Source organism: Geodermatophilus sp. SYSU D00965, from assembly GCF_054050075.1.
In genome coordinates, this window is sequence record NZ_JBJGYQ010000003.1 from 1 (window position 1) to 14830 (window position 14830).

At 76.4% G+C, this 14830-nt stretch carries 13 protein-coding genes; 5 read left to right on the plus strand and 8 right to left on the minus strand.

Features of this window, described 5'->3' with window-relative positions; all coding sequences use genetic code 11:
* Nucleotides 1–173: 173 nt before the first annotated feature.
* The 5 genes from ACI789_RS03045 to ACI789_RS03065 form a co-directional block, all read right to left on the minus strand.
* Nucleotides 174–1391, minus strand: coding sequence for an ABC transporter permease (locus tag ACI789_RS03045; RefSeq protein ID WP_457006667.1), 1218 nt, complete (start codon nt 1389–1391; stop codon nt 174–176).
* Entirely contained in the window at nt 1388–2308 is a 921-nt protein-coding gene (locus ACI789_RS03050) for an ABC transporter ATP-binding protein (protein WP_457006668.1), read from the minus strand. Before ACI789_RS03050 ends, ACI789_RS03045 begins: the two co-directional genes overlap by 4 nt.
* Nucleotides 2309–2381: 73 nt before the next feature.
* A complete protein-coding gene (locus ACI789_RS03055) occupies nt 2382–3008 on the minus strand; it encodes an FMN-dependent NADH-azoreductase (RefSeq protein WP_457006669.1) in 627 nt (208 codons plus the stop codon).
* Between the two features lie 103 nt (nt 3009–3111).
* On the minus strand, nt 3112–6093 hold the full coding sequence (locus ACI789_RS03060) for a BTAD domain-containing putative transcriptional regulator (protein ID WP_457006670.1): 2982 nt from the start codon (nt 6091–6093) through the stop codon (nt 3112–3114).
* A gap of 75 nt (nt 6094–6168) precedes the next feature.
* Nucleotides 6169–6852: a hypothetical protein gene (locus ACI789_RS03065; protein ID WP_457006672.1), complete on the minus strand. Its 684-nt coding sequence runs from the start codon at nt 6850–6852 to the stop codon at nt 6169–6171.
* A 166-nt stretch (nt 6853–7018) separates the two neighbouring features.
* On the opposite strand from ACI789_RS03065, the gene ACI789_RS03070 reads away from it, so the two are divergent.
* Nucleotides 7019–7696, plus strand: a complete 678-nt coding sequence (locus ACI789_RS03070) for a UdgX family uracil-DNA binding protein (protein ID WP_457006673.1) — start codon at nt 7019–7021, stop codon at nt 7694–7696.
* 33 nt (nt 7697–7729) lie between these two features.
* Here the strand turns inward: ACI789_RS03070 and ACI789_RS03075 are convergent, their stop codons facing one another.
* Both ACI789_RS03075 and pdxH read right to left on the minus strand, forming a co-directional pair.
* Nucleotides 7730–9151, minus strand: coding sequence for an MFS transporter (locus tag ACI789_RS03075; protein WP_457006674.1), 1422 nt, complete (start codon nt 9149–9151; stop codon nt 7730–7732).
* Complete coding sequence (gene pdxH / locus ACI789_RS03080) at nt 9148–9804, minus strand: pyridoxamine 5'-phosphate oxidase (protein WP_457006675.1); 657 nt, start codon at nt 9802–9804, stop codon at nt 9148–9150. Before pdxH ends, ACI789_RS03075 begins: the two co-directional genes overlap by 4 nt.
* A gap of 159 nt (nt 9805–9963) precedes the next feature.
* Here pdxH and ACI789_RS03085 point away from each other — a divergent pair, with 159 nt between their 5' ends.
* The 4 genes from ACI789_RS03085 to ACI789_RS03100 all read left to right on the plus strand — a co-directional run bounded on the left by ACI789_RS03085 (nt 9964) and on the right by ACI789_RS03100 (nt 13946).
* On the plus strand, nt 9964–11094 hold the full coding sequence (locus ACI789_RS03085; RefSeq protein ID WP_457006676.1) for a citrate synthase 2: 1131 nt from the start codon (nt 9964–9966) through the stop codon (nt 11092–11094).
* Between the two features lie 92 nt (nt 11095–11186).
* Nucleotides 11187–12299: a phosphoserine transaminase gene (gene serC, locus ACI789_RS03090; protein ID WP_457006677.1), complete on the plus strand. Its 1113-nt coding sequence runs from the start codon at nt 11187–11189 to the stop codon at nt 12297–12299.
* Between the two features lie 186 nt (nt 12300–12485).
* Nucleotides 12486–13415 carry a septation protein SepH gene (gene sepH, locus ACI789_RS03095; protein WP_457006678.1) on the plus strand — a complete coding sequence of 310 codons (930 nt, stop codon included), beginning with the start codon at nt 12486–12488 and terminating at the stop codon, nt 13413–13415.
* A gap of 57 nt (nt 13416–13472) precedes the next feature.
* Complete coding sequence (locus ACI789_RS03100; RefSeq protein WP_456917106.1) at nt 13473–13946, plus strand: general stress protein; 474 nt, start codon at nt 13473–13475, stop codon at nt 13944–13946.
* A gap of 61 nt (nt 13947–14007) precedes the next feature.
* Here the strand turns inward: ACI789_RS03100 and ACI789_RS03105 are convergent, their stop codons facing one another.
* On the minus strand, nt 14008–14817 hold the full coding sequence (locus ACI789_RS03105) for a TrmH family RNA methyltransferase (RefSeq protein ID WP_457006679.1): 810 nt from the start codon (nt 14815–14817) through the stop codon (nt 14008–14010).
* Between the last annotated feature and the right edge of the window lie 13 nt (nt 14818–14830).

Sequence of the window (14830 nt, forward strand, 5' to 3'; positions counted from 1 at the left end):
GGGTCGCCCGTCCGCGGGGGTGCGGCGGCGGCCGCCGCCCGCCTCCGCGGCCCGCCGGCGCCCCCCCCGCCCCCCCCCCCCCCCCCCCCCCCCCCCCCCCCCCCCCACCCGCCCCCCGGGGACGGCGGGCACCGGCCCACCCCCCCCCACCCCCCCCCATCGGCGGTCCTGCTTCAGGAACCCTCGGCCCGCAGCGCCTCCCGGATCTTCGTCCGGCCGCTGGTGCGCAGCAGCGCGCCGGCGTACACCCGCCCGCCGAGCCGGACGATCAGCGCGATCGCCACCAGCATGAGGACGACGGCCAGCGCCACCTCCCAGGCCGCGACCTCGCCCGCCGCCTGCCGCACCGGCATCACCGTCGGCGAGAGGCCCGGCACGTAGGAGGTCACGGTGGCCAACGTGCTGCTTGGGTCGCCGGCGGCCTGGATGGCCACGATGAACCCGACCACCAGCAGGATCGTCGTCGGCGTGAGCACGCTGCCGAGGTCCTCCTGCCGGCTGACCAGGGACGCCGCCACGGCGAAGACCGACGCGTAGAAGGCGTACCCGAGGACGAACCAGGCCACGACGGTGAGCACGGTGCTGATCAGGTCGCCGGGGACCGCGACGATGTCGAAGGCCAGCGCCGCGGCCACACCGACGACGCCGATGACGACGATCTGGCCGAGCCCCAGCACGCCCAGGCCCAGGATCTTGCCCGCCAGCAGCTGCCAGGGGCGCATGGTGGCCAGCAGCAGCTCCACCACCCGGCTGGACTTCTCCTCGACCACACCCTGGGCCACGAACTGCCCGAACAGGATCAGCAGGCCGTAGAGGACCCCGACGCCGACGATCGCGACGACCACCGCCTGGCCGTCGTCCTCGCTGCCCTCGAGCGGGGTGACCGCGACCTGGGGCAGCGTCTGCAGGTCGACGCCGGCCTCGAGCAGCCGGTCGGAGATGGCCACGCTGTTGACCGCGCCGGTGACGACGGCCTCCATCGTCGCGTCGCGCTCGCGCACGAGGAGCTGCGGGTCGGTGCCGGCGCCCTCGACGAGCGCGCCGTCGACCTCGTCGTCCTCGACCGCGGCCCGGGCCGCGGCCTCGTCGGCGTACTCGACGATCTCGACGTCCACGCCGACCGCCTCGCCCTGCGCCCGGATCGCGGGCCCCAGCTGGGCGGTGTCGCCCACGATGCCGAGCCGCCCCTCGTTGCCGCCCGAGCTGACCGCGACGTTGAAGGCGATGGCGCCCAGCAGCAGGACGATGATGACGATCGAGCTGATGATGAAGTTTTTGTCGCGGATGCGGCTGCTGATCTCGCGGCCGGCGACCAGCCGCACCAGGGCGGCACTCGACGGGGTGCGCGGCTCGGTCACCGTGTCCATCGGGGACCGCCCGAACTCGGTCACGCCGCCACCTCCTCGCGCTCGGGGGCCGGATCGGCCACGGCCTCGCGGAAGAGCTCGACGAGGGTGGGCTCCCGCCAGGCGAAGTGGGTGACCCGGCCGGTGCGCAGCGCCGCGGCCAGCACGGCCTGGTCGTCGCTGCCGCCGTCGAGCTCGAGCAGGGTGTCCCCGGCCTGCTGGGAGACCACCCGCACGCCGGGCAGCGCGGCCGCCCAGCCCTGCGGCGCGTCGGGGACGACCACCCGCAGCAGGCGGCCGGCCTCCCGCCGGCGCAGCTCGGCGACCGTGCCGGAGGCGACCATGTGCCCGCGGGCGAGGATCCCGACCGAGTCGCACAGCCGCTCGACCAGGTCCAGCTGGTGGCTGGAGAAGACGACCGGGACGCCGTCGCGGACCTGCTCGAGCAGCGCCTCGGCGAGGGCGTCGACGCCGACCGGGTCCAGGCCGGAGAAGGGCTCGTCGAGGATGAGCACCTCGGGCCGGCTGACCAGCGCCGCGGCCAGCTGGACGCGCTGCTGGTTGCCCAGCGACAGCTTCTCCACCTGGTCGCGGCGGCGCGGACCCAGCCCCAGCCGCTCGGCCCAGTGCTCGGCGGCGCGGGTGGCGGCCGCGGCGTCCAGGCCGTGCAGCCGGGCGAAGTAGGCCAGCTGCTCACCGACGCGCATCTTCGGGTACAGGCCGCGCTCCTCGGGCATGTAGCCGATCCGGCGGCGCACCGCCTGGTCCAGCGGCCGGCCCCGCCAGCGGACCTCGCCGGCGTCGGCGCGGGCCAGGCCCATCGCGATCCGCATCGTGGTGGTCTTGCCCGCGCCGTTGGCCCCGCAGAACCCGAACATCGAGCCCGGTGCGACGGAGAACGACACCCCCTCGAGCACCCGGTGCGACCCGTAGGTCTTGACCAGGCCGTCGAACTCCAGCACCGCACTCCCCAGGACGTCGTCTACCGGTGGTCACCGAAACTATCGGCTGGACCCCGGCGGACCTGGAGCCGGCTCAGAAGACCTTCGCCAGTTCCCGCGCCTCGGCGTGGGCGGCCTGCCGGCCCGTGTCGGCGTCGGCCGTGGCGAGGTCCGGCCGGAAGTGCACCTCCGCGACGTCGCCGATGCCGGCCCACTGCAGCCAGTCGCGCAGGTACGGCGCCTGGAAGTCGGCGCCGAAGGCGGGCCCGCGGCCGGGGCCGTAGACGCCGCTGGTGTAGACCACGGCGGCCTTCTTGCCGGTGAGCAGGCCGGTGTACCCGGCCTCCGGGTCGAAGGAGAAGACCATGCCGGGCTGGCTGACCACGTCGATGAACTGCTTGAGCACGTAGGGGATCCCGGCGTTCCACATCGGCACGCTCAACAGGTACCGGTCGGCGGAGGCGAACCGCGCGAAGGTCGCCCGGGCCGCCGACCAGGCGCGGCCCTGCTCCCCCGTGGGCGTGTCCCCGGCGAACACGGTCATCTTGGCGCCGGCGGCGGCCGGCCCGAACTCCGGCAGGGTGCCGTCCCACAGGTCGAAGGTGTCGACGACGGCGTCCGGGTGGACCTCGAGGTAGGTGGCGAGGAACGTGCGGGCGATGGCGAGGGACTCCGAGCCCTCGCCGCGGGGCGAGGACGAGATGTGCAGCAGGCGGGTCATTCCGGACTCCTGGGACGTCGGGACCGCGGCGGGGTGCCGCGACGTCCCGGACCCTCCGCACCCGGCTGTCACGCTGCTGTCGGGCCTGTGACAGCCGGCCGGCTCAGGGCAGCAGGGCCAGCAGCTCGGGGACCGGCCGGTCGCGTCCGGCCGCCGCCATCCGGTCGAACGCCCCGTCCAGCGCAGCGCGGACCGCGGCCTCGGTCGCGCCGACCAGGCGCTGCTGGAGCGGGAGGAGGGGCAGCGCGTACCGGGCCCGCTGCGCTGCCGCGGCGCCGAGCAGGCGGGCGGCGTCCTGCGGGCGGTCCTCGGCGCGCGCGGTGTCGGCCAGCAGCTCGAGCCCCTCGGCGACGGCCGCCCGGTGGGACAGCTCCAGCGCCCGCCGGACGCTCTGCCGGTAGCGGGCCCGCGCGCCCGTGACGTCCCCGCGGCCGGCCCGCACCCGCCCCTGGGTGAGCAGGGCCGCCACGACCCCCTCGGGGTAGCCGAGCCGCTCGAACAGGCGGTGGCCGGCGAGGCCGAGCCGTTCGGCCTCGTCCAGGTCGCCGACGAACAGCGCGCAGCGGGCCGACTGCTCCAGCGCCAGGGCCGTGAGGTGCTCGTCGCCGGCCCGCGCGAGCACGTCCTCGGCGGTGCCCAGCCACGTCCGCGCGCCCTGCGGGTCGCCCGCCTCGAGCGCCGTGCGGGCCCGCAGCACGAGGGCCAGCGCCGCGCCGCCGTCGTCGGCAGCCGAGCGGAACAGCGCGATCGAGCGGTCCTGCGCCGCGGCCGCGCCGGGCAGGTCGCCGAGGGCCCAGCGGGCGGTGCCGACGTGCAGCAGGCTCTCCGCCTCGTTGCGGGCGTCCCCCAGGTCGGCGAAGACCTCCGCCGCCGCGGTGCACTCCCGCTCGGCGACGGCGAGCCGGCCGAGCGACTCCGCGTGCGTGCCCGCGGCCAGCCGCAGCAGCGCCGTCGTCCGGACCTCGTGCGGGCCGGCGGCCAGTGCCGCGGCGATCCACTCGGCCGCCTCGGCGAACCGGCCGTCGAAGGACCACGCCCACGACAGCGAGCAGACCAGCGCCGCGCCGGTGGCGGGGTCGGCCGCGGGCGGCGTGAGGCAGGCCGTCAGGGCGGCGCGCAGGTCCGGCGCGGCCAGGCGCAGCTCGGCCAGCCACCCTTCCTGGTCGGCGCCGCGGATGTTCCGGTCGGCGTCCCGGGCGAGGTCGGCGTACCAGCGGGCGTGCCGGGCCCGCGCGTCCTGGCCCTCCGTGTGCCCCCGCGCGGCCAGCCGCTCGGCGGCGTACGCCCGGACGGTGTCGAGCAGCCGGAACCGGTCCTCTCCCACGACCGCGAGCAGGGAGTGCGCCACGAGCGCGAGCAGCGGCTCCAGCGCGTCGCCGGGCAGCCCGGCGCCGGCCACCTCGACGGCGGCCTCGACCGGGAACGGCCCGGCGAACACCGACAGCCGGTCGAGGACGAGCGCCTCCTCGGGAGAGAGCAGCTCGTAGCTCCAGTCGATGGCCGCGCGCAGCCCCGCGTGCCGCCCGGACCGGCCCTGCCCGCCCCCGACCAGCCGCAGCCGGTCGGTGAGCAGCGCGGCGATCGTCCGGGGGCTGAGCGCCCCGGCGGCACCGGCGGCGAGCTCGAGCGCCAGCGGCAGGCCGTCCAGGAGCCGGCAGACGGCGGCGACGTCCGCGGCGTTGCCGGCGTCGAGCGCGAAGCCCGGCCGCACCGCCGCGGCCCGCTCGCAGAACAGCGCGACGGCGGCCGACCGCGCGACCGCAGCCGGGTCGCGCTCCCCCTCCCCGGGCAGCCCGAGCGGCGGGACCGGGTGCACCCGCTCGCCCCGCACACCGAGCCGACGGCGGCTGGTGGCCAGCACCCGCAGACCCGGGCAGCCGGCGGCCAGCCCGGTCACGAGGTCCGCCGCCGCGGCCAGCACGTGCTCGCAGGTGTCCAGGACCAGCAGCACCTGCCGGTCCCCGACCGCCCGCCGGAGCCCGTCCACCGGGTCGGTGCCCGGCGGGAGGGGCAGGACCGCGGCGCCGGCCACGGCGGCGGCGACGCCGGCCGGATCGGCGCCGGTCAGCCCGCTGAGGTCGGTCCACCACGCCTCGCCCGCCCGGGAGCCGGCGAGCTCGACCGCGAGCCGGGTCTTCCCCGCCCCACCGGGTCCGGTCAGCGTCACCAGCCGGGACGCGGCCAGCGCCGCGCCGGCCGCGGCGAGGTCGTCGTCCCGGCCGAGCAGGGCCGTCAGCGGCACCGGCACCGGTGCGGGCGCGCGACCGGCCGGGTCGGCCGGCTCCTCGTCGGCGGTCGCGGGGGCCGGTCCGGTCGGCGGCGCGACGGCCGGCGCGGTCCCGACCGGCGGCAGCAGCCCGGGGTCCTGGCGCAGCACCCGCTCGGCCAGCCGGCGCAGCTCGGGGCCGGGATCGAGTCCGAGCTCCTCGGCGAACACCCTCCGGGTGCGGTCCAGGGCGGCGAGCGCCTCGGCCTGCCGGCCGGACCGGTAGAGCGCGAGGACCAGCTGCTCGGCGAAGCGCTCCCGGAACGGGTGCTCGCGCACCAGCTCGCCGAGGTCGGGCACCGCCTCGGCGTGCCGGCCCATCGCCAGCAGGGCGTCGCCGCGCAGCTCGGCGGCAGTGAGCCGCAGCTCGCCGAGCCGGGAGATCTCACCCTGCGCGTAGTCGTCCTCGGCCGCCTCGCTGAGCGGGCGGCCGCGCCAGAGCGCAAGTGCCTCGCCGGCGAGCCGCAGCTGCTCGGGTGCCTCGGGAGCGGCCTGCGCGCCGCGGACCAGCTGCTCGAAGCGGAACGCGTCCACCCGGGCGGGGTCGACCAGCAGCCGGTAGCCGGCCGCGCTCCACTCCAGGCGCAGCTCGTCGCCGGCGAGCACGCGGCGCAGGTAGGACACGAGGACCTGCAGGGCGTTGTCCGCGTTGACCGGCGGCCGGGTCCCCCAGAGCTGGTCGACCAGCGTGGCCGGGGACACCGGCGTGCCGCGCTGCAGGAGCAGCGACAGCAGCAGCCGCCGGGGCCGGCCCCGGCGCACCGGCACCACGTCGCCGTCCCGCCGGACCTCCAGCGGACCGAGGACGAGGACGTTCACCGGCGCGCAGCGTAGTGCGCCCGCGCGCGCCGGCGGGGCCGCGCCGCGCCGCGGCCACCACGGCCGGCGCACGGTTCAGCGCGCCGGGACCGCCTCGAGGGGAGCCGCCTCCGCCACTCGCGGCAGCCGCCGGGCCACCGCCACGGCCGCGACCGTGGCGACGACCGCTGCCAGCGGCTGGACGACGCTGCCCACGATGCCGGCGGGGTAGAAGACGACCAGCGCCGCGGCGAGGACGACGCCGGGGACCCGCAGGCCCGGGCCGCAGCGCCCGATCCCCGCCCCCAGCAGCACGGCGCCCACCGTCCAGGCGACCAACGCCACCGCGGCGGTGGCGAACAGCTCCGGGCCGTAGACGTCGGCGTCCACGGCCTCGATGCCCTCGACGCCGGCGCGGGCGGCCCGGCCGATGGCCGGCTGGGCGAACGCCGCGACACCGAACACGGCCGTGTTCAGCACGGTTGCCAGCACGGCCGCGGCGGCACCGGCGAGGGTCCGGCCGGGCCGGCCGCTCGGCCGCGCGGCCAGCAGGGCCACGCTCGCCGTCCCCACGATGCCGATCGCCGCGCCCAGGACGCTGGCGCCGAGGTGGCTGACCAGGAACGTCGGCCCGGTGACGTACTCGGCGTAGCCGGCGAAGTCGGCGCGCGGGTCGGGCTGGTGGGTCACGGTGCCCACGGCGAGCAGCGCGGTGGACACGGGCAGGCCCCAGATCCCGGCGGTGAGCGCCCGCCGGACGGGGTCGGTGCGGATGGTCACGGGAGTTCCTCTCCAGGGGCGCCCCGGGCGGGCGTCGGTGCCGGCCACCGTCCGCGGGGCGCTGTCACGCGGCTGTCACGGCCGCGCAGCCGGACGCCGCTGACCGCGTCGTCCCACCGCGGTCGCAGGCCCTGCGGTTCCGGCCCGCCTGCGGTGGAATCGGGCCATGAGCCAGGAGAACGTCCCCGCGCAGCCGCCGACCGGGGTCGGGCTGGAGGGCCTGCGTTCGGCCGCCGCCGGGTGCACGGCGTGCGAGCTGTGGCAGGGCACCACGCAGACGGTCTTCGGCGAGGGCCCGGAGACCGCGCGCATCGTGTTCGTCGGCGAGCAGCCCGGCGACCAGGAGGACCGCAAGGGCGAGCCGTTCGTCGGCCCGGCCGGGCGGCTGCTGGACAAGGCCCTCGCCGAGGCCGGCATCGAGCGGCAGGACGCGTACGTCACCAACGCGGTCAAGCACTTCCGCTTCACGCAGAAGGGCAAGCGCCGGATCCACCAGACGCCGGGGCCGGAGCACCTGCGGGCCTGCCGGCCGTGGCTGGAGGCGGAGTTCGAGGTGCTCAAGCCCGAGGTGGTCGTCTGCCTGGGCGCGACGGCGGCCAAGGCGCTCATCTCGCCGTCGTTCCGGATCACGAAGGACCGCGGCCAGCTCATCCCGTGGACGGCACCGGGGGTGGCCGCCGCGGAGGGCGAGCCGGCCGACGACGACGAGGACGCCCCGCACCAGACCTGGATGCTGGCCACCACGCACCCGTCGGCGATCCTGCGGACACCGGACGAGTCCCGCGACGCCGCCTACGACGCCCTCGTCGCCGACCTCCGGGTGGTCGCCGGCGCGCTGGCCTGAGAGGGCCGCCCGGGCGGAACGGCGCGGGGCCGGTTAGGAAGGACCCGGTCCCGGCCGGTCGTCGCCACTCTCGGGGGCTGGTGAGGTCGGCCGGGACTCCCCCGCCCGCACGGTCGCCTGCGTCGAGCGCGAGGCCCGGAAGGTCCAGAAGGACGGCACGACCAGGGCCACCACGACCATCGCGACCACGATGACGATCCCGCCGGAGACCATGGCGGCGGTCACCCCGGCCGCGCTCGCGATCGCCCCGGCGCGGAGGTCGCCCAGCCGCGGGCCGCCGGTGACGACGACGATGAAGACGCCCTGCATCCGGCCGCGCATGTGCTCCGGGGCGGCCAGTTGCAGCATCGACGAGCGCAGCACGGCGCTGACCATGTCCCCCGCGCCGGCGACCGCCAGGCACAGCACCGCCAGCCACAGCGTCGGCGCGAAGCCGAAGCCGACGATCGCCACGCCCCAGACCGCGATGGCGACCAGCACCACCGCGCCCTGCCGGTCGACCCGCGACACCCACCCCGACGTCAGCCCCATGACCAGCGCGCCGATGGAGACGCCGGCGAACAGCCAGCCCAGGCTGTTGGGCGAGTCGGCGTAGCGGCCCTGCGACAGCTCCGGGAACACCGCCTGCGGCCACGCGAAGAGCATCGCGATCACGTCGACGACGAAGGTCATCAGCAGCACCGGCTGGGTGCGCAGGAAGGTGAAGCCCTCCCCCACCCCGCGCACGGCGGCGCCCAGCCGCAGCGGCCCGGCGTCGTGCCCCGGCGGCAGGGGCGGCAGCCCGCGCAGCAGCAGCACGGCGACGACGAAGCCGAGCGCGTCGACGGCGTAGGTGATCGGCAGGTCCCCGACCGCGATGAGGACGCCGGCCAGCAGCGGCCCCACGATGACCCCGACCTGGCGCACGGTCATCGACAGCGCGTTGGCCGCCGGCACGCCCTCGGGCCCCACGAGGGCCGGGATGACCGCGCTGCGGGTCGGCTGGTTGACCGCGGTGAAGCCGGAGACGCACGCGGTCAGCACCCACAGCACGGCCAGGTTCCCGCCGCCGGGCAGCAGCGCCTGGACGGCGAGCAGGGCACTGGTCACCGCCGAGCCGACGCCGGTGACCAGCATCAGCCGCCGGCGGTCCATGGCGTCGGCGATCGCGCCGCCCAGCAGGCCGAAGGCGATCAGCGGCACGAGCGCGACGACGGAGGTCACGCCGACCAGCAGCGACGAGCCGGTGAGCTCGTAGACCTGGTACGGGACGGCGACCAGCGTCATCTGCTGGCCGAGCATCGTCGCCGCGACGCCCCAGAACAGCCGCCGGTAGTTCGCGTTGCGCAGCGGCGTGGTGTCGATCGCCCAGGCGCGGCGGCTCCTCGGCTCCGCCGGCACCGGCTCCTCCACCGGGCCGGCCCCCTCCACGGGGTCGACCGGCCACTGCTGGGGATCGTCCCCGGACGCGCTCACGGCGCGAGCCGCTGGACCACCCAGCCGCCCCCCTCGGCGTCGTCGCGGACGAACCGGATGCGGTCGTGCAGCCGGTCGGCTCCGCCCTGCCAGAACTCCACCCGCTCCGGCACGACGCGGTAGCCGCCCCAGGCCTCCGGCCGCGGCAGCGGGCCCTCCCCGGTGTCGGCGTCCAGCCGGCGCAGCCGCTCCTCGAGCTCCTCGCGGGAGTCGACGACGGTGGACTGGATCGAGGCGGCCGCGGCCAGCTGGGCGCCGCGCGGGCGCGGGTCCCACAGGTCGTCGGAGGCCGCGCCGCCGACGCGCTCCACCCGGCCGGCGACCCGCACCTGCCGCTGCAGCGCGTGCCAGGGGAAGACCAGCGCCGCCCGTGGGTTCACCGCCAGCTGGGCGCCCTTCGCCGACGCGTAGCTGGTGCCGAAGACGAAGCCGTACTCGTCGTAGCCCTTGACCAGCACGATCCGCGCGTCGGGGGCGCCGTCGGCGTCCGCGGTCGCCACCACGACGGCGTTGGGCTCGGGCAGCTCGGCGGCCACCGCGTCGGCGAACCACCGGTCGAACTGCTCGACCCACGTGGGAGCCAGGTCGGACTCGCGCAGACCCTGCGTCTCGTAGTCCCTGCGCATGCGGGAGAGGTCGGGCACGGGACCCATGCTGTCACCGGCGGTTCCGACAGGCGCGCACACCGAGTCGGCCCTGCCCACCCCCCCGCCCCGGCTGCCCCGGGCGTGTCCGGACGGCCTAGGGTCTGGTCGCAGTCGTGTGCCCGCCCCGAGCGGGTCACGAGTCCCGCGCGCAGAGGAGCATGCGAGATGGCCGACGACTTCAAGCCGGGGCTGGAGGGCGTCATCGCCTTCGAGACCGAGATCGCCGAACCGGACAAGGACGGCGGCGCGCTGCGCTACCGGGGCGTCGACATCGAGGACCTCGTGGGCAAGGTCACCTTCGGCAACGTGTGGGCGCTGCTGGTCGACGGCAAGTTCGGCCCCGGGCTGCCCCCGGCCGAGCCGTTCCCGATCCCGGTGCACACCGGCGACGTCCGGGTCGACGTGCAGGCCGCCCTCGCCATGCTCGCCCCGGTCTGGGGCTACCAGCCGCTGCTGGACATCAGCGCCGGGGAGGCCCGCGAGGAGCTGGCCCGCGCCGCGGTGATGGCGCTGTCCTACGTCGCGCAGTCCGCCCGCGGCATCGGCGTCCCCGCCGTCCCGCAGAAGCGCATCGACGAGGCCGCGACCATCGTCGAGCGGTTCATGGTCCGCTGGCGCGGCGAGCCCGACCCCCGCCACGTCGCCGCCGTCGACGCCTACTGGACGTCGGCCGCCGAGCACGGCATGAACGCCTCCACCTTCACCGCCCGGGTCATCGCCTCCACCGGGGCCGACGTCGCCGCCGCCCTCTCCGGCGCGATCGGGGCCATGTCCGGCCCGCTGCACGGCGGCGCCCCCTCCCGCGTGCTGCACATGCTCGACGGCGTCGAGAAGGAGGGGGACGCCGACAAGTACGTCAAGGCCCTCCTGGACCGCGGCGAGCGGCTGATGGGCTTCGGCCACCGCGTCTACCGCGCCGAGGACCCCCGCGCCCGCGTGCTGCGCAAGGCCGCCCAGCAGCTGGGCGCGCCCCGCTTCGACGCCGCCCTGGCGCTCGAGCAGGCCGCGCTCAGGGAGCTGCGCGAGCGCCGCCCGGACCGGCCGATCGAGACCAACGTGGAGTTCTGGGCGGCGATCGTGCTGGACTTCGCCGAGGTGCCCGCGCACATGTTCACGTCGATGTTCACCTGCGCCCGCACCGCCGGCTGGTGCGCGCACATCCTCGAGCAGAAGAACACCGGCCGCCTGGTGCGCCCCTCGGCGCGCTACGTCGGCCCGGCGCCGCGCCGCCCCGAGGAGGTCGAGGGCTGGGACACCATCCAGACCAAGGCCGTCGACGAGGCCACGCCGGCCTGAAGAAGTAGAAGGACCCCGTCCCTCTCCCCCTCGCAAGCTCGGGGCGAGCCTCCGGACGGGGCCAACCGACCCCCGAGAGGCAGTCCCCCCGGATGACCATCTCCATCCCCGCCGACCTCCTGCCCGCTGACGGCCGCTTCGGCTGCGGCCCCTCGAAGGTCCGTCCCGAGGCGCTGCAGGCGCTCGCCGACAGCGGCGCCACCCTCATGGGGACCTCGCACCGCCAGGCCCCCGTCAAGGGCCTGGTCCGCCAGGTGCGCGAGGGGCTGACCGAGCTGTTCGACCTGCCCGACGGCTACGAGGTGGTGCTCGGCAACGGCGGGACGACGGCGTTCTGGGACGCGGCGATCATCGGCCTGATCCGCGAGCGCAGCGCCCACGGCACCTACGGCGAGTTCTCCGCGAAGTTCGCCTCCGGTGTGGCCGAGGCCCCGTTCCTCGCCGACCCGGTCGTCGCCAAGGCCGAGCCCGGCTCGCTGGCGCTGCCGAAGGCCACCGACGGCGTCGACGTCTACGCCTGGGCGCACAACGAGACCTCCACCGGCGTGATGGCCCCGGTGCAGCGCCCGGCCGGCGCCGACGACGCGCTGGTGCTCATCGACGCGACCAGCGCCGCGGGCGGTCTGCCGGTCGACGTCTCCCAGACCGACGTCTACTACTTCGCCCCGCAGAAGAACTTCGGCGGGGACGGCGGGCTGTGGATCGCCCTGATGTCCGGCGACGCGCTGGCTCGGGTCGGCGAGATCAAGGCCTCCGGCCGTTGGGTCCCCGGCTTCCTCGACCTGTCGATCGCGGTCGACAACTCCGGCAAGGACCAGACCTACAACACCCCCGCCGTCGCGACGCTGTTCCTGCTGGCCGACCAGATCCGCTGGCTGCTGTCGCTCGGTGGCCTCTCCGGGGCCGTGGCCCGCACCCAGGAGTCCTCCCGCCGGCTCTACGGCTGGGCCGAGCAGTCCGAGTACGCCACGCCGTTCGTGACCGACCCCGACCACCGCTCCCTCGTCGTCGGGACGATCGACTTCGCCGAGTCGGTCGACGCGGCGCAGGTGGCGAAGGTGCTGCGGGCCAACGGGGTCGTCGACGTCGAGCCCTACCGGAAGCTGGGCCGCAACCAGCTGCGGGTGGGCATGTTCCCGGCCGTCGACCCCGACGACGTCAGCGCACTGACCGCCTGCATCGACTTCGTCGTCGGCAAGCTGTAGGAGCGCCGCAGCGGAGTGTGAGAGGGCGGGTTTCCTGCACTCCCACACTCCGCTGGCGGCCCCGTAGTCGCGCCACGCCGGGCGAGCCTGCCCCCTCGCCCGGCCCCGCGCGGATAGCCTCGGGACCCGGAGCCGTCTCTGCCGAGCCGGCCGCCCCGACCCGTGCAGACCACCAGGAGGCCGCCCATGCGCACGCTGCGGCTCGTGGCGCTCTCCGACGACGGGAGGAGCCTGGTGCTGGCCCTCGACGGCGCCGAACCCGGCGAGGAGGGCGAGCGGTTCGAGCTGCCCATCGACGAGCGCGTCCGCGCGGCCGCCCGTGGCGACGCCCGCCGGCTGGGTCAGATCGACGTCGAGATCGGCGTCAGCCTGCCCCCGCGGGTCATCCAGGCCCGCATCCGCGCCGGGGAGACCCCCGAGCAGGTCGCCCAGGCCTCCGGCATCCGGGTCGAGCGGATCATGCGCTTCGCCCACCCGGTGCTGCAGGAGCGGGAGCGGGTGGCCGAGCAGGCCCGCGAGGCCCGCGTCCGGCTCTCCGACGGCACGCCGGCGGTCCCGCTCCAGCAGTTCATGTCCGAGCGGCTGCGGCTGCTCGGCGCCGACCTCGACGCCGTCCGCTGGGACGCCTTCCGGGCCGCCGACGGCACCTGGCAGGTCACCGCCGCCTGGCAGGCCGGCGCCAAGTCCGGCGTGACGCGCTGGGCCTACGACATCCCCGCCCGCACCGTCACGCCGGTCGACGCCGCGACCACCGACTTCGCCGAGGGCACCCGCCTGGTCCGCGTCGTCCCGCACGTGCCCGCCGAGCGGCCCGCACCGGTGCACCGCGGCCGGCCGGTCGCCGTCGTCCCCGACGAGGACGGTGTCGCCGCCCCCGCGTCCTCCTCCCGGCTGGCCTCGGACGAGGACGCCGACGACGAGCACGTGCGCCCGGTCCTGCCGCAGGACGTGCGCACGGGTGAGCGGCGCACCGACGCGTCGTTCGACGACGACATCGCCGAGCACGACACCGTCGTCCTGGGCCGCCCGGGCGGCGACGGGGACGACGACGAGGACCCGCGCGCCCGCATCCCGGCCTGGGAGGACATCGTCTTCGGGGTCCGCCGGCACCGCTGACCCGCCGCGGAACAGGGCCGACGCGTCCCCCGTTCCAGCAGAGACAGGAGGTGGGCCATGTCAGCTTCGGTGTCCATGCCGCTCGGTGGCGTGCAGGTGGGGTCCTACGACAGCTACGAGCAGGCGCAGGCTGCCGTCGACTACCTGGCCGACGAGAAGTTCGCGGTCGAGAACGTCACGATCATCGGCTCGGACCTCAAGCAGGTCGAGCGCGTGACGGGTCGGCTGACCTGGGGCCGGGCGATCGCCGCCGGCGCCGCGGCCGGGGCGTGGTGGGGCCTGTTCGTCGGCCTGCTGCTGGGCATCTTCGCGCCCAGCGGCAGCAACTGGGTGGGCTCGGTCCTGCTCGGCCTGCTCATCGGCCTGGTCTTCGGCGCGCTGTTCGGCGCGATGGGCTACGCGGCCACCCGCGGACGGCGGGACTTCACCAGCACCAGCGCGATCGTCGCCGGCCGCTACGACGTGATGTGCAACCCGGCCCGGGCCGAGGACGCCCGCGCCCTGCTCGCCCGCTTCTCCCTGCGGGGTTGAGAAAGGACCCCGTCCTCCTCACCGCTCGCAGGCTCGGGGCGAGCCTCTGGACGGGGCCAGCTCAGCGGAGGGTGGCGAAGGCGACCGCCGCCGCGGCGGCCACGCCGAGGGAGTCCACGCCGGCCCGCATCGGGATCCGCGCCCGCACCCGCGCGGCCCGCTGCGCCTCCTCGGTCAACCCCGGGCCCTCCGCTCCCAGCAGCACCGCCGTGCGGGGGTGGGCGCGGGGGTCGACCGCGGCGAGGTCCACGGCGTCGGGCGCCGGGGTGAGCGCGACCGTCAGGTAGCCCGCCTCGTGCAGCCGGTCGAGCCCGCCCGGCCAGTCCGGCAGGACGGCGAACGGCAGCGCGAGCACGTGCCCCATGGAGACCCGCACGGAGCGCCGGTACAGCGGGTCGGCGCAGCGCGGGTCCAGCAGCAGCCCGTCCACCCCGAGGGCGACCGCCGACCGCGCGATGGAGCCCAGGTTCTCCGCGTCGTTGAGCGCCTCGAGCACGGCCAGGCGCCGCGGTGCGGCCGGGTCGGGGCCGGTCAGCAGCGCGTCGAGGTCGTCCGGTGGACGGCGGTCGGCCGAGGCGAGCACGCCGCGGGTCAGCCGGAAGCCGATCACCTGCGACAGCACCCACTTGCCCGCCTCGTAGGCCGGGACGCCCTCCGGCAGGTCCAGCGCGGCCACCCGTCCGGGCACGCCGAACACCGCCCGCACGCGGTACGGCGAGGCCAGCAGCCGCTCCACCGCCGGGACGCCCTCGACGATCACCGGCCCGGTCCCGCGCTCGGTGCCCGGCCGCCGGTCACCGGACTTGAGGTCGCGGAAGTCGGCCACCCGCTCGTCGGCGGGGTCGGTGATCAGCGTGGGGACGGTGGGCACGACGTCGATCCTC